Source organism: Chryseobacterium gilvum, from assembly GCF_025628965.1.
Taxonomy (GTDB): Bacteria; Bacteroidota; Bacteroidia; order Flavobacteriales; family Weeksellaceae; genus Chryseobacterium; species Chryseobacterium gilvum.
Map to the genome: position 1 here is coordinate 41,723 of NZ_JAOTEN010000004.1, position 19,709 is coordinate 61,431.

Consider the following 19,709-nt stretch of genomic DNA (forward strand, 5'->3'; position numbering starts at 1 on the left):
AACTAAACATGCTACGCAAATATTTCGCAGGTATATAAACGCTTAATAATTTTTAACAGTCACATGATAGCAGCTTTGCTGTTTTTCTTTAATATAAAATATTCTCCCATTATCGGCATAGTATTTTAAAACTTTTTCAAGAGCAATTTCCAGCTTAGAATCAGGTCTTAAAATATCGTTAAATCTTACATAAGAGATATCGAAAGAATTGCCGTAATTATGAGAACTTATTCCAAGAGAAGCATTTGAGTTTACCTTTCTCAGTCTGCACTGGTCTTCCAATGTTCTGGTTATGGATGATATTGTCAGTGTACTTCCTTTAGTTTCTTTGCTGAATTTTGAACTTATTTTTTCTAGGGTTGATTTTGCCTTGGAAAGTAAATACGGCCTGCTGTAATCCAGTTTCTGAACACGGTAGCCTTTCCCTGATTTTTTGATTTTATGAAATTTTCCGTTGTTAATGTATTTCTGTACCGTAGAGGTTTTTTCAAGAAGTTTTAATCCGAAACCTTTTGACGCATCCAGATGCATTTTATAAAGCGGAGTGGGCTCTACTTTTAAGACTTCTGCAAGATCATAACAAGGCAATGTATTCTTTGCGGCCTGACTTATATAAAACTGGTAAAAAAACAGAGGAATTAAGTACAAAAACTTCTTCATTCAAGGCAATTTTAAAATTTTACTTTAAAAAAGTGATTAATGAACGTCAAAGATATTAATTTTAAGTATTGACATAATATTTTATGAATAAAAAATAACTCATAAAAAGCGTTAATATTATTATTAATATACAAATAAAATAATCAAAACTATTATAATCATCATATTTTTAGATATAATTATGAATAATTAATTTTTGTACATTCGCCGTTAAATTAAAAACATAACAAGATGATTACAAAAACTTCAAAATTTATAGCAGAAATGTTCGGTACTATGGTACTTATTCTTATGGGATGCGGAAGCGCGATTATTGCAGGAGCAGACGGAACTACAGGAGTCGGCCTTTTAGGAATCTCATTTGCTTTCGGCTTAAGCGTTGTGGCAATGGCGTACGCAATCGGGCATATTTCCGGATGTCACATCAATCCCGCGATTTCCATTGCAATGGTTGCCGCCGGAAGAATGAAAATGGATGAGGCGGTGCGGTATGTTATTGCACAGATTATCGGAGCGATTATCGGAGCCGGAATTCTCTATGTGATTTTTATGAATCATCCCGGCGCGGAGATGAAACCATGGGCTTTAGGTTCTAACGGTTGGGGAACGGGATATTTGGACGAGTACAATACCACTGCGGCTTTTGTAGCAGAATTTGTATTTACCTTTATCTTTCTGATGGTGATTTTAGGCGCTACTTCGACAAAAAACATCAACGGCGGATTTGCCGGTTTGGCGATCGGTTTTTCCCTGGTTTTGATCCATATTGTAGGAATTAAAATAACAGGAGTTTCTGTAAATCCCGCCAGAAGTATAGGCCCTGCTATTTTTGCAGGAGGTGAAGCGCTGTCTCAATTATGGCTATTTGCAGTAGCGCCCATTCTCGGAGGAGTTGCTGCTGCGCTTACTTATAATGTATTGATTGAGAGACCTGAACAGATAAAATAACATTAAAAAATAAATCCTGTCATTTGGCAGGATTTATTTTTTCTTTTTTATTTCAAACGGATTTTTGAAAATAAGCTCTTCGTGCCTTCCTTTGATTTCCATTTTACGCTGAAGAAGATTCAGGGCCATTTTTCTGATGAATATATCTTTATCATTGAGTTTCCAATATGAATCATTATGTACTTTTTTGGGTGGACGGATGACATAGAATTCGGTATTCCAGTTATCGGCATTGTGATAAAATTCTATAATTCCACAATGTTCCGGAATCACAGAATGATCGATCATTCCCATCGGAAGCAAAAAGCTGAACGCATTGCATACATAATCGCCACAGCAGATTTTATCGTGTTTCAGAAACTTTTCGCCTGTTTTGGAGTTGACATATGATTTTTTAAAATCATTTTTGAAATCACTTTTAGAAAGTTTAATTTCAATTTCGTGACTGAAGCCATCCCGGTCAATCAAAAGGATATCGGCTTCCCAATCGGAATGAAAATGATTGGAAAGAATAATTTCTTTTTCAAAATCGCAATGCGTGTGAATGAATGCGTGAACTAATTCTTCTATTTTAAGCACATTTTAAGTTTTTATTTAAACGCAAAGTTCGTTAAGATCTTTTTTATTATTGTGTATATTTTTTCGTTTGCAAAGGCGTTCCACTCAGCAAAGAACCCAAACCCTGAACTCTACAACTTTCAAACTAATTAACTAACCAACAGGCTGCATCCCCGAATATCCGAATGATCAATTCTGCCTAAAACCTCAAATTGTTTTTCATTTTCTGATGATATTCTGCCTAAATCCTGTGTTGCGATGAATGCGCACGAATGAATGTTGGCGAGATCTATGATATTAATTGCCCCGGTTCTTCCGGCTATTTCATAACTGAACGGATCTTCTGCATTTCTTACCAGAACCCTCATCCATTTCGGGCATTCATATATATTTTGACCTAAAGAATACGCTTGCGACAGCAATTCTGTCATTGAATATTCTGAGTATATTTTTTCTGTTTTAAAACCGTTCTGTAGAATTTTCAGCAGCTCGGCTTTTGTCATCTCTTCTTTTCTGCCTTTCATTCCGCCGGTTTCGATGACCATTAAATTTTGAGATCCTTCAACAGGAATATCAAGTGATTTACAGGCATCCAAAAAGTCCAGAAGCGCAAATGAAACTCCGAAAAGAACCACTTTCTTATCTTTTAAAATCTTTAAAAGGGCATGTAATTCCTGATGATTGTATAAATAATAGCCGTTTTCAGGTTTGTCTGATCTTTGCATCAGAAAATTGACCATATAAATCAGAGACGAATTTTGTTTCTCAAGATAACTCGGAAGCAGTCCTAAAAAGATAAATTCTTCGGGGTTCCCGATAAACTGTTGAAAACTCTTCTCAATGCTTTCCTGATAGATCTTTTCATCGGCAATATAATGGGTGGAAAGATTCATCTGCGTTGTTCCTGAACTTTGAAAAAAAAGCTTTGGCAAAGCGTTTCCCTCTACGACCTGATGATTTTTAAACATTTCGATCGGCAGAAAAGGGATCTTTTCCAGCGTTTTCACTTGATCAACATCAATATTCAGGAAATCTACAAATTTCCTGTAGACCTCAACATTTTTATATTGATACCGAAAAGTGGTTAATGCCACATCCAGAAATTCTTTTTCTGTCTGTATGTCAAATATATTTTTTAGCATTTTTTCTATTAATAGTAACAATTACAAGAATATTGTTTTCTTAGAAATTATTCGGTTTTTTCGAAAGCCTTCAACTCAAATTCTTCCTGAAAAACTCCGTAGGTATAATAAGAAATCCAGTCGCCCAGGTTGATATATTTTGCCTTCTCGCTAAGATTCAAAACCATTGGAAGGTGACGGTGCCCGTAAATAAAGTAATCGATGTCTTCCGTTTCAAGCTTCTTTTTAGAATAAATAATCAGAAATTCTTTATCTTCTCCTAAAAACGACTTGTCTTCTTCTCCTGAAATCATTTTGTTTTTTAGTGAAAAATATAATGCAACCTTCATTGCCAAATCCGGGTGCAGCCATTTAAAAGCCCATTTTGCAAGCGGATTGGTAAATAGCTTCTTCATTCTTTTGTAGCCTTTATCTCCGGGTCCTAAGCCATCACCATGCGCGAGTAAAAACTGCTTACCGGAAATTTCAAAGTATTGCTTTTTGTAGAAAACAGTACAGCCAATCTCTTCTTCCAGATAATTCTTCATCCACAGATCATGGTTTCCGACAAAAAAATAAAGATCAATACCGCGGTCTTTCAGCTCTGCAATCTTTCCTAAAACCCGAACATATCCTTTAGGGATTACGTATTGCCATTCGTGCCAGAAATCAAAAAGGTCACCCATCAGAAAAAGTACCTGCGCATCATCTTTTATTTCATCCATCCATCGGATGAATTTTTCTTCTCGTATTTTACTTTCCTTCGGATTGGGCGCACCAAAATGCTGATCTGAAGCAAAATATATTTTTTTTCCGGGTTGTAAATCAATGATTGTTTTTGACACTTTATTCTAATTTATATAACTCCCCTTAATTATCTTCTGCAAACCATTCTCCATAAGAGTTTTCGGTCTCGTGAAGCTTGAGGTAAGCGAGAGAAACTTCGGCCGGAAGCTTCGATTTTATTTTGGCAGCAATAGCGTAGAGCATATTTTCACAGGTAGGCTGAAAGGTGCAGTAGATCACTTTCTGCCCTCTTTTTTCAAGATCTTCCCCTAATTCTTTGTGGGGTGAAAGACCATTGATCAAGACCGCATGATCCCAAACATCAACAATTTCAGATTTTACAATGGTTTTAATATCTCCAAAATCCACCACCATACCATTTTTAGGATTTTCCAGATCATTGATGGGTTTCCCTTTCACTGTGACATACAATTTATAGGAATGGCCATGCATATTTTTACATTTTCCATCATAATTATACAGCACATGTGCCGTCTCGAATGTGAAAATTTTCGTAATCCGTATCATGGTGCAAAGATAGCGAAATTGGCTATAAAACAGGAATGTAAATCTTCTGTGTTTGCGGCAAAGATTTTTTTTACTAAATTCACAGGTAAACACGTATGATGATTTTAGATATCTTATTCCCGAACCGCTGTATCAGCTGTAACCGTATTACAGACGCCGATTTAATTATCTGCAATCTTTGCTTTGAACAGATTCATTTTACCCATTTCGAATACTGTGGTGAAAACATCCTTAAAGAAAAATGCAAATTACTTTTCCCTGTTGAAAACGCCTTCGCTTTAATGCAGTTTGAACAGGAAAATCTCAGCAGAAAAATCATTCACGAGCTGAAATACAGAGGCAGAGAAAAAACCGGAAAAGTAGTAGCAGACTGGGTGACAGAATCTTTAGACTTTAAGGAGGGTAAACCTGACTTATTGGTAACCGTGCCTTTACATCCTAAAAAGCAAAGGGAAAGAGGATACAATCAGCTTCATCTGTTTACCAATACCTTGTCTGAGTTTTATCAGATTCCGTATGATCATGGTTTACTGAAAAGAAATTCTTACTCTAAAGCACAGGCTTTAAAGGATAAAAAACACCGCCTGGAAAATCAAAATACATTTTCTCTGGATAAAAATATTTCAAACCAACATATCCTGCTTATTGATGATGTTTTTACAACCGGAAATACATTAGCTTCAATAACCTGGGAAATTTTGAAAGAGGAAAACAACACCGTCAGTGTTTTGGTCATGGCGATGGATGAATAATTAATTTTTAATTTTTAATTTTTTTAAGTATTTTTCTTACTTTTCCGTCAAACGATCACCCATGAAAAATCTGATTTTACTCCACGGCGCTTTAGGCCATACTGATGTTTTTCAACCTTATTTCGAGAAACTTTCCGGAAGGTTCAACATTCATACGCTGCTGTTTTCCGGACATGGAAGTGCAAAGATTCCCGAAAACGGAATTACGATAGAAAAATATACCCAAGAATTGACTGACTATATTGAAAAGAAAAATTTACAAGAAGTGCATGTTTTCGGACACAGCATGGGTGGTTACGTGGCGCTTTGTTATGCATTACGACATCCTGAAGCTGTACATTCAGTCATGACTTTGGGGACAAAATTTGACTGGACGGAACAACAGGCACTACAAGAAAGCAAAATGCTGAATCCCGATGTGATCGCAGAAAAAGTTCCGAAATATGCCGCACTATTAGAATCTCAACACGGGTTAAAATGGAAACAGCTGCTTCCTGCCATTGCTGAAATGATGATCTCCTTAGGAAAAAATCCGCCATTGAAAGATCATGTTTTGAACAGCATGCAAGTTCCCGTTCAGATCATGGTCGGAGATCAGGATCAAATGGTAACGCTTGAGGAAAGCATTGCCGTGTACAGGAATATTCCCAATGCGCGGTTTGCCGTACTTCCCGACACCAAACATCCTATGGAAAAAGTACGTCCTGATTTATTATTAAATATAATGAAAGATTTCTGGGATTTTAATTGATTATCGCTGAAGCTTTTCACCATAGCTCAGATCTCCTGCGTCTCCCAATCCGGGTGTAATATATCCTTTGGTCGTTAAATTTTCATCCAGTGCTCCGATCCAGATCTTTGCTTCCGGATATGCATTTGCGATGGTTTCAACGCCCTGTTTCGAGGCTATTGCCGCAACAATATGCAGCTGAGAAGGATTTCCGTTGGTTAAAAGATCTTTTAAAGCTTCAATTAAAGAAGCTCCCGTCGCCAACATCGGGTCTGCAACAATTAAAGGCCTGGCTTCAATATTCGGACAGGTCAAATAATCCTGCTTGATGGAAAAATAATCGTTGGCATCATGTTTTCTGTACGCTGCGACGAAACCGCAGTCTGCTTTATCAAAATAATTTAAAATGCCTTCAAACAGAGGAACTCCGGCTCTGAGAATCGTTGTTATCACCGGCTGAACTGCAATTTCCTGAACTTTTATCGTGTCTAAAGGTGTCTGTATTTCAGTTTCTTAGGTTTCAAGGTCTTTACTGATTTCAAAAGCAGCGATCTCGCCGATTCTTTCCATATTTCTACGGAATCTCATTCGGTCCTGCTGAATATCTATATTTCTAAGCTCATTGATCCATGAATTGACAAGTGAAAAATTGTCTGATAAAACGGTTACCATCTATTGATACATTATTTTTGTAAAGTTCGTAAATTTCATTTTAATAAAAAACCCTTTCAGAATGAAATCCAAAAGGGCTGTTATTTTATTTTTGTCTGAAGTATACTTCAATAGGAACTCCGGTAAACCCGAATTCTTTTCTCAGCTGGTTCTCCGTAAACCTTTTGTAAGCTTCTTTTACATACTGTGGCAGATTACAGAAGAAAACAAACTGCGGTGACGGGGTTGGAAGCTGTACGCAATATTTGATTTTAATATATTTCCCTTTATTGGCAGGAGGCGGAGTACGTTCAAAAATAGGAAGCATCACTTCATTTAATTTTGATGTTTTTATTTTTTTCTTACGGTCTTCATACACGAGCATTGCCATTTCTACCGCCTTTAAAATTCTCTGTTTCGTTAAGGCAGAAATAAATAAAATAGGAATATCACTGAACTGGCCGATCTTATCTTTAATTGATTTTTCAAAATCCCTGATCGTATTGGTATGTTTATCTTCCACCAAATCCCATTTATTGACAACGATCACAATCCCTTTTCTGTTTTTCTGCGCCAATCCGAAAATATTCATATCCTGAGATTCCCAGCCAAGTGTGGCATCTACCATGATGATAACCACATCAGAATATTCGATGGAACGAATGGATCTCATTACCGAATAAAATTCCAGGTCTTCATTCACTTTAGCCTTACGACGCATTCCTGCAGTATCTACCAACACAAACTCATACCCGAATTTATTATATAAGGTCTGAATACTGTCTCGTGTAGTTCCTGCAACATCGGTCACAATATTTCTTTCAGCATCAAGCAAAGCATTGGTAAGTGTAGATTTTCCTACATTCGGGCGTCCTGCAATGGTAATTTTCGGCAAACCTTCGAAAGGATCTTTATAATCTGTCGTAGGGAAATCCCTCACGATATCATCTAAGATCTCTCCTGTTCCCGAACCTGTAGCAGAAGACAGAGTATAGTATTTTTCAATACCTAACTGGTAAAATTCTGTTGCCGCTACTTCTTCTTTGGCAGAATCTACTTTATTGATAACAATATATACCGGCTTATTTGATCTTCTTAACATCTCATGAATCTCGTAATCGGTATCGGTAAGGCCCTCTTCTACATTCAGCATAAAAATAATTGAAGTCGCTTCATCAATGGCCAACTGTACCTGTTTTGAAATTTCTTCCTGGAAAACATCATCATTATTTACTTCGTAACCACCGGTATCAATTACGGTGAAGTCTACCCCATTCCAGTCAGATTTTCCGTAATGGCGGTCTCTTGTAACTCCGGCTGTAGAATCTACAATAGCTTCTCTTCTTTCCAGAAAACGATTAAAAAGGGTGGATTTTCCTACGTTGGGACGCCCAACGATTGCAACAATATTTGACATAAAAAATGTTTAATAATCCTTGAGCTCTACTCAGGATCAGATTATCAATGGGTTACTCCAACGATTGGAGCCCAATTTTTTGCAAAGATACTGTTTTATTATTTAGAAACAATAAGCCTCTCATTACAAGCTGTTTAATTACCTGATAGAAGAAATATTTTCCGTATCTTTATACTATCTGCCGATCTATTTTTCTTGGAACAATATTTGTGAAATAATTTTTAATTCAATTTAAATTAATGAAAAAAGTACTGGTTATTCTGTTAGTTGCATTTATTATTATTCAGTTTTTTCCGATTGATAAAACCAATCCTGCCGTTAATCCTGGAATGGATTTTTTAAAAATTAAAAATATTCCCCCGCAAACTGCAAAAATGATCAGCACTTCCTGCTATGACTGCCATTCTAATGAAACAAAATATCCTTGGTATTCGAACTTTGCACCATTCTCCTGGATTTTGAAACATCATATTGATGATGGAAGAAAGCACCTTAATTTTTCTATTTTCGCTACTTATGAACCCGAAAGACAGATTCATAAAATGGAAGAATGTGTAGAAATGCTCGAGAAAGGAGAAATGCCTTTAGAATCGTACTTTGTGGGACATCAGAATGCAAAACTAACTGATGTGCAAAGAAAACAGCTTATTCAATATTTCAAAAGAGAAATTGAAGAAACCAAAATTAAAATGCAATAATTATAAAGTAGAATCATGCAGGAAAACTGGAAAAATAAACATATTGTATTTTTTGACGGCGAATGCGGCGTCTGCAATTTCTGGGTACAGTGGATTTTGAAACGAGATAAAAATGACCAATTCATGTTTGCCTCACTTCAATCTGATTTCGGACAAAAATTTTTATCCGAAAGAAATCTGGAAACCAAACAGTTTAACACGATGTATCTCTGGAAACCTGAAGAATATTATTTGATCAAATCACGTGCAGTTTTAAAAATTGCACGTTTATTAGGCGGAATTTACCAGGTTTCTGCGATCGGAAGTATTATTCCCGCTTTTCTGAGTGATCAAGTTTATGATATCATTTCAAAAAACAGAATGAAAATGGCTAACCAGAAATGCTATCTTCCAACCCCTCATCAAAGAAAAAAATTTATTGAAGTTTAATAAAAAAATAAAGAGTGTTCCGATTTGAAACACTCTTTTTTTCAATTTTATTGATTTAATGACCAAACAGAGTAGCTTTTTGGGGCACACTGTATTTTCACCCATTTGTCACCTTGGGTTGTAGGATGCCATGATGAACTGCCTGTAAAATCTTTAATCTGCTGATTGCTCCAGTTGGTCTGGATCCATCTCTCCTGCCAGTTTGAGGAACTGTTAATATAAACGACCAATCCCGGATTTCCGTTGTACCCGTTTCTTCTGGCAATATATTCATCGTTATCGGTGTACAGAATGGAAGTGGTCCCGGTTGCTTTATTGTTGTGAATCCAGATCAGATTATTTAACCTTTCTTTATTGAGCCATTCTTCATAATCTCTGTAGAAGATAGTAGGATATCCTTCATGCGTCAAAATATAAGCATAAGCCGGCATTTTATTATAAATCACATCAGTATCATGGTTTGCAACAAAGGTTACTGCTTTGTACGGGTTCCTTTTCCACATCATGTCATCATTCAAAGCATTTAAGTTTCCGTTGTCAAAAGCCTCATCCATTTTGTAATAGGCTGCAAAATCAAAGACCGAACTGTTGGCGTTATTGGCCCACCATTCAAGCGTATTTACATTAGAATCCCATAATTCACCCACAGAAAACCCACCGATATTTGAATTCCAAGTATTGACCACCCACGGTCCGAAGCCTTTCACATAATCAAATCTCCATCCGTCAAATTTCATGACGTTTTTATAGTATTTTCCTACAGAATCTTCACGCTCCCAAAGCCAGCTTTTCACGTATGGATTGGCATGGCAAAGATCCGGAAAACCGCCGAAGGCCCCTTCATCATTGTTTCCGTAAGAATTTTTGTAAAAATCGTTGTATGTTCTCTGAAACTTGCCAGAAGCCACTCCGGAAAAATCTGTCCAGGTATTTGTGCCCGTAAAAGGATTTGCCTGTGACTGCCCTCCACTGTTATGATTAATGACAATATCGGCATAAACCTGCATATTTTCAGCATGCGCTTTGGTAATTAATGCTTCTAGTTCGGCTTTTGATCCGAAACGGGTTTCTACACTGCCATTTTGATTGTAATTTCCAAAATCATAATAATCTGTAGGATCATATCCCATTGAATAGGCACCATTCTGTGCTTTAGAAGCCGGAGGGAGCCATACTGCGCTTATTCCTGCATTGGACCAATCGGTTAATTTACTATTCACGGTATTCCACCAGTTTCCGCCTGCCGGAACATCCCAGTAAAAGCCCTGCATCATCACGCCACCACCCGGTCCTGAAACAAATTTTCCGTTCACAGAAGTGCTGTTTCCGGTACTGAACGGTCTGCCGTCGTGGGTAACATTTACAATTTTATCATGCACTTCCAATTGTTTTGCGGAAGCATCCATGATTTCGTCATTATTCTGACAGGAACCTACAAACGCTAAAGCCAAAAGAGAAGCCCATAAACGTGTTTTTTTCATATAAAATGTTTTTAATTATTAAACCAGCAACTAAATTACATATTTTACGGAATAAATTTCATCTTTTTAAAAAATATTTTATCAAATGATTTGAAAATGGTCTGAAAATTGACAATATTAATTTTTATAATAAAAAATTATAAAGTTTTAAGATTTTCGGAGCAATTTTTCTATTAATCCATATATTTGCATACTATGGAATATAATACCCAAAAAACCCAGCTTAATATGCCGGAATACGGCAGAATCATCCAACAGCTGGTTGAGCGTTGCAAAGAGCTTTCCACCAAGGAGGAAAGAAACGAAATGGCTGTGGCAATCATCGATTTTATGGGACAGAGAAACCCGCAGCTCCGTGATGAAGAAAATTATAAACATAAACTTTGGGACCACTTATATATATTAGCGAATCATGATCTGGATATAGATCCGGTATATCCTTTCCCTACCAAAGAAGAGCTTGAAGAAAAACCGAAAAGAATGGAATACCCGAAACTTCAGGGGGAATTTAAGTTTTACGGAAAAAGTATCCTTCAACTCATTGAAAAAGCAATAGAGCTGGAACCCGGAGATGAAAAAGAGGCACTGATAGAGGTTATCGCCAATAATATGAAAAAATCTTACAATGTTTATAATAAAGAACATGTAACCGATGATGTCATCTTCCGCCATTTAAAGGAATTATCCGAAAACAGACTGGATCTGACCGGAATTGAATCTCTGGAAAAAAGCAAAATCTATTATGCTACTGCCAACCGAAATAATAACAGTAGTAACCGTAATGTAAACAACAAAAACCAAACGAACAAAAGAAGATTCAACAATAACAACAATAATAAGAACAGAAGATAATGAGTGGGACATTTCAAATAAGAGGAGGGAAAAGACTGCAAGGTGAAATTACTCCACAAGGAGCAAAGAATGAAGCTCTTCAAATTTTGTGTGCTGTTTTGCTGACCGATGAGGAAGTAAGAATCAATAATATTCCAGACATTCATGATGTCAACAGACTGATTGAGATCTTGGGTGATTTTGGTGTACAAGTGACCAAAAACGGACATGGTGACTTTACCTTCAAAGCCAATAATGTCAACTTCGATTATATCAAATCCAACGAATTTAAAAAAGACGGTGCAAAGCTGAGAGGATCCATCATGTTGATGGGCCCCATGTTGGCGCGTTACGGGGAAGCTTATATGCCGACTCCGGGTGGTGACAAAATCGGAAGAAGAAGATTAGATACTCATTTCCAGGGATTGGTAGAGCTTGGTGCAGAATTTCATTATGATGAAGAAGAATGTTTTTATTCATTAAAAGCAAAAGAACTGAACGGAAAATTTATCCTTTTGGAAGAAGCTTCCGTAACGGGAACAGCCAATATCGTCATGGCAGCTGCTCTGGCCAAAGGAAAAACAAGAATTTACAATGCCGCCTGCGAACCTTATCTTCAGCAGCTCTGCAAAATGCTGAACAGAATGGGTGCCAATATTTCAGGAATCGGCTCTAATTTACTGACCATTGACGGAGTTTCTTCTTTAAATGGAACAACGCACACGATGCTTCCCGATATGGTGGAAATCGGCTCCTGGATTGGTCTTGCCGCAATGACCAAATCTGAAATTACCATTAAAAATGTCAACTGGAACCATCTTGGTGTTATCCCCAATACCTTCAGAAAATTAGGCATTCAGCTTGAGCAAAGTGGTGACGATATTTATATCCCTTCCCAGGAACATTATAAAATCCAGAAATTTATTGACGGATCTATCCTTACGGTTTCAGATGCACCGTGGCCGGGCTTTACACCCGATTTGCTTTCTATTATTCTGGTGGTGGCTACACAGGCAAAAGGAAGCCTTCTGATTCATCAGAAAATGTTTGAATCCCGATTGTTTTTTGTCGATAAACTGATTGACATGGGTGCACAGATTATTTTGTGTGATCCGCACAGAGCAACCGTGATCGGAATGAACCAGGAAACGCCGCTTCGCGGGACCACTATGATTTCACCCGATATCAGAGCCGGAAATGCGCTCTTAATCGCCGCACTTTCCGCCGAAGGAAAATCAATTATTCATAATATTGAGCAGATTGACCGGGGTTATGAAAATATTGACGGCAGATTAAAAGCGATTGGCGCAGACATAGAAAGAATTTAACCTATTTAAAAATAAAAAAAGCGTTCAGAAATTACTCTGAACGCTTTTTAATTATGGGTTTTCTGAGTACGGGTTACCAACCGCCGCCACCACCGCCACCGCCGCCACCGCCGGAGAATCCGCCGCCGCCGGAACCACTGCTTGAGCTTGAAGGTTGTGTAGCTGCAGATTTAATAGAATTGGTAAGACTTGAGTTTAGTGTATTTCCAAAACTTAATTGATTGATAGAGCTTCCCATATACCATGAATGGACATACGGTGTTCTGTCTGCCATATTTTTCATCATCGTTTCAAATTTCTCTCCCCAAATCTGATCGACTCCTAAAACCATTGCATAAGGTAGCAGAGTTTCGAAAACCTGTGGCGTCATCTGAGGAGGATTGTGAAATTTCAACTGCTCGTTTTCAGCAGCACCCATGTACATCCTGAAGCCTTCGATTAGAGATTTTTTCCTTAATTTTTCTTCTGACGGTCTTCTGATTAAATATTGATACATCATTAAAGAAGTAAATGCTAAAATGATAAAGAAATAACAAACACTAAAATTAATGAGCTCACCTCCACTATTTCCGACCTTGATGAATCCTATCAATCCAATAATAACAAAAATAGGAACAGGAATTAAAAATTTCCATGAAACCCGGTTTGACAAAAATGATATTACAAAAAATAATACTAAAGAAATCACATATATCGCAATTCCGCCAATCATTTTTTCCGGTTCTGGATCTATTTTATAGCCTATAAATAAGCCTAAAGCATATATAACCGTTATGATTAAAATCGGCACAACAACTTTTGAGAAATTATTTCCTTCATTTAAAAATTTATCATGCTGAAATTGCAGTGCTCCTTTAAAACTACTGACTACCGTTTCGATTTTTGAATTATATTTCCCATCGAATTTTATACTGTCATTATCTGTAAAAAGCGTATTCATTACATTGATCTCCTCCTTTGGTAAAGACTCATCCGGATCTTTCAATTTATGTAACGTAAATGTTTTTGTATTGAAAAAACCTAAAATCCCGGAATCTTCGCCTTCAATTATTTTTAAAAAACCTTTTACCGCAAGATTAACAATAGCAGCCGTTAGAAATTTATTTTTAAAATTTTCATTCTGCAAATATCCTAATGAAGCCGGCGAAAGATTTTCAGGAACGTTGAATTGAGGATAAACTGTCGGCTTTTCTGGATCTACACCATATTTTCTCCAGGTTAAATAATAGTAAAGGATTAACCCTAAAAATATAAAAATCGCCGTGATAAGAATTCCAAATTTTTCAAGAAAACCGGGTGGCGGTGGCGGAATCATGATCCCCTTCTGAAATCCTGCGGCAATGGTTAATCCTTCTCCTGCAGCTAAATCTTTAGCGCTCCACTCCATCGAATTATCAGACAAGATTTTAACATTGCATTTTTGAGAATTATTTCCATAAGAACCTGTATAACAGGAATTTTGCAGAATTTTTGTTCCTTGAGGAAGCATAACTTTCGCTGAGATACTATCTATCGCAAAATCCCAGACTGTTCCATTGACATTCCAATAGATTTCATCATATCTATTAAAGAATCCAATTTGATTTTCCGTTTTATATGTTATTTCATACTGATAATTACCCGGACTTAAGATGATATCTTTGTTTCCCACATATATTTTCAGATAGCCTTCTTCATTTTCTTCATGGTAATCTTCTTCTACACCGTCTTTTTTTACGGAGATGATATCATATTTTACTTTCTGGGTTTTATTATTTAAATTTCTTGATAAAGGAAGGGCGCGATAAATCCCTCTTTTAATATTGATACCGAGGCTATGAACATTGATGTGTTCCGTAACAGTCAGCGCAGATTTATTATCAACATTCATATCAGAATGAAAAGACGTTATCCGTTCAACTCCCGCTTTAGGATCTTCTATACTATCATTCTCCTGTGAAAAAATCAATGTAAAAAAGAGCAGATAAAAAAGCAATAAAAATCTTTTCATTCCTTAAAATTTTACAGTGGGAACCTCTCTTTCTGCCATATTTTCAAGCTCAAAGAATGTAGATTTTTCAAATTTGAACATATTGGCGACTATATTGCTTGGGAAAGATTCCACCAGCGTATTATTTTCACGAACGGTGCCGTTATAATATCTTCTTGACTTTTCGATATCTCCTTCAATTGAAGTCAATTCAGACTGCAGCTGCTGAAAATTGGTATTTGCTTTAAGATCAGGATATTGCTCTGCAACAGCAAATAAATTGACCATTGCCTGATTCAGATTTTTTTCTGCCGTTTCTTTTGCTTCCAGAGAATCTGCTCCTACCGCAAGATTCCGTGCTCTGGTAACATTTTCCAACGTTTCACGCTCATGGGTTGCATATCCTTTTACAGTTTCTACCAGATTCGGGATCAGATCATGGCGTTTTTTGAGCATCACATCAATACTGCTCCACGCTTCCTGTACGAGGTTTTTGAGTTTTACAAGGCGGTTATATATTGAAACTGCGAAGAGAATCGCCAATACCAGAATTCCGAGAATAATAAGTGCAATCATAATTTTGTAATTTAATTTTGCTTAAAAATAATCTTTTTAAGGCAGATATTACACAAAAAGCGCTCATTAAATGAGCGCTCTTCAACTATATGGACAAATAACTATGAATATTTTCTGCAGACATATTCTACAGTGGTATTCAACAGTTTATGGGTATTCAGAAAAAACTCAAGCTCTTGAGATTCTTCGTGAGTGGCATTGATGTACAATTGAAATGATCCGAAATTGTTCCCGTTTACATACTCCACATTTGCGCTTAACACTCTGTAACAGATTCCCATCTGCTGATAGATGACATGTAGAAGATGATCAAATTTCACTTTTCCATTCAATTCTACTTCTAAGATCAGTTCTTTTTTAATAGGGTTTCCGCTTTTGGGTACAACCTGCAAATTTGGCGTCGTCATCATAACAATTTTTTGATTAAACAATTACATATTTGAAATGTTTGATAATTAATTCCTGACAAAAGTATAAAAAAATATTAGTCTACCAAATTAGTAGGATAATAATTTAGATGTAGAGATAAAAAAAAGAGAAGCATATGACTTCCCTTTTTTTATTTTAAAGTTCTTTTATACGATCCAGTTTTTCTGAAGCAGCCAATCCATTGGGATTACAGCCTGGCTCTCCTTCCGGAACCTTGAGATTTTTCTTTTGGTAAAACGCTGCCCAAAATTCATTGGTTTTCCCGGTTTCGGGATCAATAAAAGTCATAGGCTGTAAAGTAAAAATATGATCTTTTCTGAATGCTCTTTCGACAAAATCTGAGCAATAATAAGAATTTTCGTCTAAGATATAGTTAAAATTATACGGTTTACCCAACATGGCATTGGCCTTTTCAACAGCGTAAGGTATTGATGCCCGGAAAGGAGCTTTCAATCTGTAAACAACTACTTTTTGACCGTCATTTGACTGATCTTTCAAAAAATCCTGGAGATCCTGTTTCTGAGAACCGCCTTTTGGCGCTGCATGCAGAACAAAAGTCCCGTTTGTATCTTTCTGCAGAATTCCGATATGGTCAAAAGAAGCGTTTTTCTGTTTTTGGGTTACGTTGTTGATAGCTCCCGAAAGCCCTGTTTCTTTTGCGGTTACAAAGAGTAAATCTCCGTTTTTCAATCCGGATATTGCTGAGTTTTTACAGCTTAGCATAAGAATAAAAGCCAAAAAATAAGCGATAAGTCTGAGAGAAAAATTATTTTTTAAAATTGCTTTCATAGGTGGTAATCCATTCTTGTACAGTCATTTTTTTACTCAGTTCGGCAATCAGGTCAAAAGGGATGTCATCTGCTTTTTTGAAGCGGACGCAGGATTTTCCCATATCCAGCTTTCTTTTAGAGTGCTTTGGATATTCTGCCACAAACCACTCAAGAAGTTCTGGACTAGCGTACATTCCCATATGATATAAGGCAATAAAATTTTTCTGTGAAGCTATAGACATGAAAGGAAGCGGTGATCCCGGTGTACAATGATATCCTGCAGGATATGTTTTCAGCGGAACTCCCCAACCTACCATTCCGTAGCTTACGTTTCCTGTAAAACCTTCAGGCAAATTATCATTCACAGTATCAAACAGCTTTTTAAAAGCTTCCTGTCTTTCTTCAGGGATTTTTGAGATATAATCTTCAATGGATATTGCCGGAATCTGCATAAGAATTGTTTAAAGTTTCAAAAATAACAAATTTAAATATAAAAAATCGGCTATACCAAAAAGGTATAGCCGCAAAAAAATAATTCAAATAAAATAGTTTATTTCTTAATTGCTTTGGTAACAGATTCTGAACCGTCTTTAAAGCTTACTTTAATCATGTACATTCCTTGTTTCAATTCACTGAGATGAATTTCTTTAGAAGCATTCTCAATCGTTTTTACGACACGTCCTGCTACATCATATACGGTAACAGATTTGATATCTTTCGATTCTGAGATATAAATAACATCACTGAAAGGATTCGGATATATTTTGATTTCTTTGTTCTTTGCAGATTGTTCTGAAGTTCCCAAAATATCGGTAACCTGGAAATTAAAATCAAGATATTCACCTCTAGTCGTCGGTCCGCATGGGTTACTAGGCGCAGAATTATTAAAATCACACATCGCTCTCATTCTGTAAGTTCCAGCCGGTGTACCTGCCGGAATTGCAATGCTTGCCGTAGAAGGCGTAGTGGTTACATAACCGGTTGTAGCATACACTCTTTCGGTTGTACTGAAAACCAAATCATTGTTCCAGTCAACCCAGATGCCAATACCGCAAGTAGGGCCACCTGCTGTTAAAGAAATTGAAAATGAAGTTCCTGCAGGATTAGAAATTGTATTGGCGCTTGCCGTTAAGTTCTGATAACCTCCGGTTCCGGAAACAGCTGCTGCTGAAGCATATGCCATATTGGTAACCGCACCTGTTGAGCTGAATGCAGAAATCCAAGAGCTCTGATTGGTAGATGATGGTTTGCAATATCCTGTATATCCACTTACTGAACCTAACCAAATACTCTGATCTGTAGCAGTACAATGCGATCTTACCCAAAAATAATAGGTAGTTTCCGGCATCAAACCGCCCACTGTTGCAGTGCCAGAAGAAGAGGTAACAGAATTCGAAGCATTGAGTACTGTAGTTGAAATAGGCGGAATATTGACAGTGCTGTAATATATATCATAATTATTAACAGGAACGGTTGCATTATCTGTCCACGATAAGCTTACTGAAGTCATCGTTTGTCCTGTCATCATCAGCGAAATAGGCTCTACACAAGAAGGAATTGCTTCTACTGTTATATTGTCTAAATAAATCCCTCTGTTGGTACCTCCTAAATTATGTCTGAATGCCAAATAAGCACCTCCACCGGATGGAATATTCACGGTATATGGGCTTTGCGTAGTCGTTAAAGTAGTGGTATTGAATGAAACAAAAGTAGAGGGGTCTGCAGGGTTGGTTAAAGTCCCCACTTGTACCGTGTATCCTGCCGTTGAACTTTTTGCGTAAAATTTAACTCTTTTTGTGCCGTCTGATAAAGCCGTAGTTTGTGGAGAAACCAACAACTGATTTCCAGACGTTGCTGAAGAGTTGTATAAATAATAGCTGTTTGCAGCAGAAAATGCATTACTGTTGGTAATATAACCATATCCTGTAAAACCTGTAGCTTCAAGATAAGACCAGCAAAGCGGTGCATTTGTATTGGTTGTAGAACCAGTAGGAGTCGAATCAAAATTTTCAGAATAAGGAACAGGGAAGGTAGAGCATGGTGTTATGAAACTTGTTCCGTACGCCCATTCTCCTGGTACTCCTCCACATTTTGATCTTATCCAGACATGGTATCTTGTCGTTGCCAATAATCCACTCATAGCTGCCGTATTGCCGGTAACACCCGTCATAGAAGGTGTAGTACTGCTATTGGGAGCATATGTAGATGAGGTATAATAGATATCATAGCTTCCCGGAACAGTTGCAGGTGGAGTCCAGCTTAAAGTTCCCGAATTTACTGTAATGGCAGAAGCCGTTACAGCAGTTGGCGCTAAACAGATGGTATATTTATCTGCAGAAACCGCAAAAATATTAATAAATCCTGTTCCCGAAGTTTTAGTAAACGCAACGTTCTGAATGGTTTTAGATTGATTGGAAGCCGTTATTGCTAATGGTATCTGATAAATTCTCGGGTTGATCCCTCCACCGTCTTCAAATGCATTTGTGGTAATCTTGATTCTTCCGATACCCTGGATTGCAAAATTCGGCTGATCATACCAATCTCCCACATTTAAACCAGTAAATGACTGTGAAGTTCCATCTGTAAAATTTACAACCGCGCTTAATACTCCCGAACCGCTTCCGCCGGTTGCTAAAAAATATAAATTATAGGCAGCGGTAGGCGTACCGAAAGCAAGCGTTCCTGTGTCTGCAGCAGCACTTAGTTTTAATGCATTGCTGCCACTGTAAGAAGCTAACTGATACGTAAGACCCGCCGTAGTAGTAACAGCTGTCATAAACTGGCCCGTTACGGGAAGTCCGTAGGGAAGCGCGGGATTTCCCGCAACTGCCTGAAAATCTTTGGATACATATGCATAATCTACAGCATCTACGGAAGTCGTAGTACTTGCACTTGCATTTCCTACGCCATTGGCAATAACATCCTGTGTAAAACCGCTCACCGTAACCGGATAATAATACTGTGCGGTGACCGCCTGAGCGCAGAAAACAGCAAACAAATTAATAATTCCAAAAAATAGTTTATTTTTCATATATCTTATTTTAACG

At 37.2% G+C, this 19,709-nt stretch carries 20 protein-coding genes and 1 pseudogene; 7 read left to right on the forward strand and 14 right to left on the reverse strand.

The features are described from left to right. Positions 1-42 precede the first annotated feature (42 nt). Positions 43-660: a DUF5715 family protein gene (locus N0B16_RS12085; RefSeq protein WP_262991204.1), complete on the reverse strand. Its 618-nt coding sequence runs from the start codon at positions 658-660 to the stop codon at positions 43-45. 231 nt (positions 661-891) lie between these two features. Between N0B16_RS12085 and aqpZ the strand changes: the two genes are divergently transcribed. Further along, positions 892-1,608: an aquaporin Z gene (gene aqpZ / locus N0B16_RS12090; protein ID WP_262991205.1), complete on the forward strand. Its 717-nt coding sequence runs from the start codon at positions 892-894 to the stop codon at positions 1,606-1,608. A 33-nt stretch (positions 1,609-1,641) separates the two neighbouring features. Here the strand turns inward: aqpZ and N0B16_RS12095 are convergent, their stop codons facing one another. The 4 genes from N0B16_RS12095 to queD all read right to left on the reverse strand — a co-directional run bounded on the left by N0B16_RS12095 (position 1,642) and on the right by queD (position 4,601). After that, positions 1,642-2,187, reverse strand: a complete 546-nt coding sequence (locus tag N0B16_RS12095; protein ID WP_262991206.1) for a hypothetical protein — start codon at positions 2,185-2,187, stop codon at positions 1,642-1,644. A 128-nt stretch (positions 2,188-2,315) separates the two neighbouring features. Beyond that, positions 2,316-3,308 carry a LuxE/PaaK family acyltransferase gene (locus N0B16_RS12100; RefSeq protein WP_262991207.1) on the reverse strand — a complete coding sequence of 331 codons (993 nt, stop codon included), beginning with the start codon at positions 3,306-3,308 and terminating at the stop codon, positions 2,316-2,318. A gap of 47 nt (positions 3,309-3,355) precedes the next feature. Continuing rightward, entirely contained in the window at positions 3,356-4,132 is a 777-nt protein-coding gene (locus N0B16_RS12105; RefSeq protein ID WP_262991208.1) for a UDP-2,3-diacylglucosamine diphosphatase, read from the reverse strand. Positions 4,133-4,157: 25 nt separating this feature from the next. Beyond that, on the reverse strand, positions 4,158-4,601 hold the full coding sequence (gene queD / locus N0B16_RS12110) for a 6-carboxytetrahydropterin synthase QueD (protein ID WP_262991209.1): 444 nt from the start codon (positions 4,599-4,601) through the stop codon (positions 4,158-4,160). Between the two features lie 98 nt (positions 4,602-4,699). Between queD and N0B16_RS12115 the strand changes: the two genes are divergently transcribed. Further along, positions 4,700-5,353 (forward strand): ComF family protein, encoded by a 654-nt coding sequence (locus N0B16_RS12115; RefSeq protein ID WP_262991362.1) that lies wholly within the window; start codon positions 4,700-4,702, stop codon positions 5,351-5,353. A 61-nt stretch (positions 5,354-5,414) separates the two neighbouring features. Next, on the forward strand, positions 5,415-6,104 hold the full coding sequence (locus N0B16_RS12120) for an alpha/beta fold hydrolase (RefSeq protein ID WP_262991210.1): 690 nt from the start codon (positions 5,415-5,417) through the stop codon (positions 6,102-6,104). On the opposite strand, the pseudogene upp reads toward N0B16_RS12120, so the two are convergent. Next, positions 6,105-6,755 (reverse strand): annotated as a pseudogene (gene upp / locus N0B16_RS12125) (uracil phosphoribosyltransferase). 85 nt (positions 6,756-6,840) lie between these two features. Next, the gene (gene der / locus N0B16_RS12130; protein ID WP_262991211.1) at positions 6,841-8,151 is read right to left on the reverse strand and encodes a ribosome biogenesis GTPase Der; all 1,311 of its coding nucleotides are present in this window, start codon (positions 8,149-8,151) and stop codon (positions 6,841-6,843) included. 239 nt (positions 8,152-8,390) lie between these two features. Between der and N0B16_RS12135 the strand changes: the two genes are divergently transcribed. Together N0B16_RS12135 and N0B16_RS12140 are read left to right on the forward strand one after the other, a co-directional pair. Continuing rightward, positions 8,391-8,849 carry a heme-binding domain-containing protein gene (locus tag N0B16_RS12135; RefSeq protein WP_262991212.1) on the forward strand — a complete coding sequence of 153 codons (459 nt, stop codon included), beginning with the start codon at positions 8,391-8,393 and terminating at the stop codon, positions 8,847-8,849. Between the two features lie 15 nt (positions 8,850-8,864). After that, the gene (locus tag N0B16_RS12140; RefSeq protein ID WP_262991213.1) at positions 8,865-9,278 is read left to right on the forward strand and encodes a thiol-disulfide oxidoreductase DCC family protein; all 414 of its coding nucleotides are present in this window, start codon (positions 8,865-8,867) and stop codon (positions 9,276-9,278) included. Between the two features lie 47 nt (positions 9,279-9,325). Here N0B16_RS12140 and N0B16_RS12145 read toward each other — a convergent pair whose 3' ends face one another. Then, positions 9,326-10,759: an alpha-amylase gene (locus N0B16_RS12145; protein ID WP_262991214.1), complete on the reverse strand. Its 1,434-nt coding sequence runs from the start codon at positions 10,757-10,759 to the stop codon at positions 9,326-9,328. Between the two features lie 195 nt (positions 10,760-10,954). Between N0B16_RS12145 and N0B16_RS12150 the strand changes: the two genes are divergently transcribed. Next, on the forward strand, positions 10,955-11,611 hold the full coding sequence (locus N0B16_RS12150; RefSeq protein ID WP_262991215.1) for a DUF4290 domain-containing protein: 657 nt from the start codon (positions 10,955-10,957) through the stop codon (positions 11,609-11,611). Continuing rightward, positions 11,611-12,918 carry a UDP-N-acetylglucosamine 1-carboxyvinyltransferase gene (gene murA / locus N0B16_RS12155; protein WP_262991216.1) on the forward strand — a complete coding sequence of 436 codons (1,308 nt, stop codon included), beginning with the start codon at positions 11,611-11,613 and terminating at the stop codon, positions 12,916-12,918. The genes N0B16_RS12150 and murA overlap by 1 nt, the downstream gene beginning before the upstream one ends. Positions 12,919-12,991: 73 nt before the next feature. Here the strand turns inward: murA and N0B16_RS12160 are convergent, their stop codons facing one another. The 6 genes from N0B16_RS12160 to N0B16_RS12185 all read right to left on the reverse strand — a co-directional run bounded on the left by N0B16_RS12160 (position 12,992) and on the right by N0B16_RS12185 (position 19,693). Next, positions 12,992-14,908 carry a DUF2207 domain-containing protein gene (locus N0B16_RS12160; RefSeq protein WP_262991217.1) on the reverse strand — a complete coding sequence of 639 codons (1,917 nt, stop codon included), beginning with the start codon at positions 14,906-14,908 and terminating at the stop codon, positions 12,992-12,994. A gap of 3 nt (positions 14,909-14,911) precedes the next feature. Then, positions 14,912-15,463 carry a LemA family protein gene (locus N0B16_RS12165; protein ID WP_262991218.1) on the reverse strand — a complete coding sequence of 184 codons (552 nt, stop codon included), beginning with the start codon at positions 15,461-15,463 and terminating at the stop codon, positions 14,912-14,914. Between the two features lie 101 nt (positions 15,464-15,564). Further along, positions 15,565-15,873 carry an NIL domain-containing protein gene (locus N0B16_RS12170; RefSeq protein WP_262991219.1) on the reverse strand — a complete coding sequence of 103 codons (309 nt, stop codon included), beginning with the start codon at positions 15,871-15,873 and terminating at the stop codon, positions 15,565-15,567. Positions 15,874-16,027: 154 nt separating this feature from the next. Then, a complete protein-coding gene (locus tag N0B16_RS12175; protein WP_262991220.1) occupies positions 16,028-16,681 on the reverse strand; it encodes a YiiX/YebB-like N1pC/P60 family cysteine hydrolase in 654 nt (217 codons plus the stop codon). After that, a complete protein-coding gene (locus tag N0B16_RS12180; RefSeq protein WP_262991221.1) occupies positions 16,659-17,114 on the reverse strand; it encodes a DUF1801 domain-containing protein in 456 nt (151 codons plus the stop codon). Before N0B16_RS12180 ends, N0B16_RS12175 begins: the two co-directional genes overlap by 23 nt. A 98-nt stretch (positions 17,115-17,212) precedes the next feature. Continuing rightward, complete coding sequence (locus N0B16_RS12185; RefSeq protein ID WP_262991222.1) at positions 17,213-19,693, reverse strand: GEVED domain-containing protein; 2,481 nt, start codon at positions 19,691-19,693, stop codon at positions 17,213-17,215. Between the last annotated feature and the right edge of the window lie 16 nt (positions 19,694-19,709).

Coding starts and splice junctions, on each gene's coding strand:
- N0B16_RS12085 (WP_262991204.1), bottom strand. CDS start 660: ATGAAGAAGTTTTTGTACTTAATTCCTCTGTTTTTTTACCAGTTTTAT.
- aqpZ (WP_262991205.1), top strand. CDS start 892: ATGATTACAAAAACTTCAAAATTTATAGCAGAAATGTTCGGTACTATG.
- N0B16_RS12100 (WP_262991207.1), bottom strand. CDS start 3,308: ATGCTAAAAAATATATTTGACATACAGACAGAAAAAGAATTTCTGGAT.
- queD (WP_262991209.1), bottom strand. CDS start 4,601: ATGATACGGATTACGAAAATTTTCACATTCGAGACGGCACATGTGCTG.
- N0B16_RS12115 (WP_262991362.1), top strand. CDS start 4,700: ATGATTTTAGATATCTTATTCCCGAACCGCTGTATCAGCTGTAACCGT.
- N0B16_RS12120 (WP_262991210.1), top strand. CDS start 5,415: ATGAAAAATCTGATTTTACTCCACGGCGCTTTAGGCCATACTGATGTT.
- der (WP_262991211.1), bottom strand. CDS start 8,151: ATGTCAAATATTGTTGCAATCGTTGGGCGTCCCAACGTAGGAAAATCC.
- N0B16_RS12135 (WP_262991212.1), top strand. CDS start 8,391: ATGAAAAAAGTACTGGTTATTCTGTTAGTTGCATTTATTATTATTCAG.
- N0B16_RS12140 (WP_262991213.1), top strand. CDS start 8,865: ATGCAGGAAAACTGGAAAAATAAACATATTGTATTTTTTGACGGCGAA.
- N0B16_RS12145 (WP_262991214.1), bottom strand. CDS start 10,759: ATGAAAAAAACACGTTTATGGGCTTCTCTTTTGGCTTTAGCGTTTGTA.
- N0B16_RS12150 (WP_262991215.1), top strand. CDS start 10,955: ATGGAATATAATACCCAAAAAACCCAGCTTAATATGCCGGAATACGGC.
- murA (WP_262991216.1), top strand. CDS start 11,611: ATGAGTGGGACATTTCAAATAAGAGGAGGGAAAAGACTGCAAGGTGAA.
- N0B16_RS12160 (WP_262991217.1), bottom strand. CDS start 14,908: ATGAAAAGATTTTTATTGCTTTTTTATCTGCTCTTTTTTACATTGATT.
- N0B16_RS12165 (WP_262991218.1), bottom strand. CDS start 15,463: ATGATTGCACTTATTATTCTCGGAATTCTGGTATTGGCGATTCTCTTC.
- N0B16_RS12170 (WP_262991219.1), bottom strand. CDS start 15,873: ATGATGACGACGCCAAATTTGCAGGTTGTACCCAAAAGCGGAAACCCT.
- N0B16_RS12175 (WP_262991220.1), bottom strand. CDS start 16,681: ATGAAAGCAATTTTAAAAAATAATTTTTCTCTCAGACTTATCGCTTAT.
- N0B16_RS12180 (WP_262991221.1), bottom strand. CDS start 17,114: ATGCAGATTCCGGCAATATCCATTGAAGATTATATCTCAAAAATCCCT.
- N0B16_RS12185 (WP_262991222.1), bottom strand. CDS start 19,693: ATGAAAAATAAACTATTTTTTGGAATTATTAATTTGTTTGCTGTTTTC.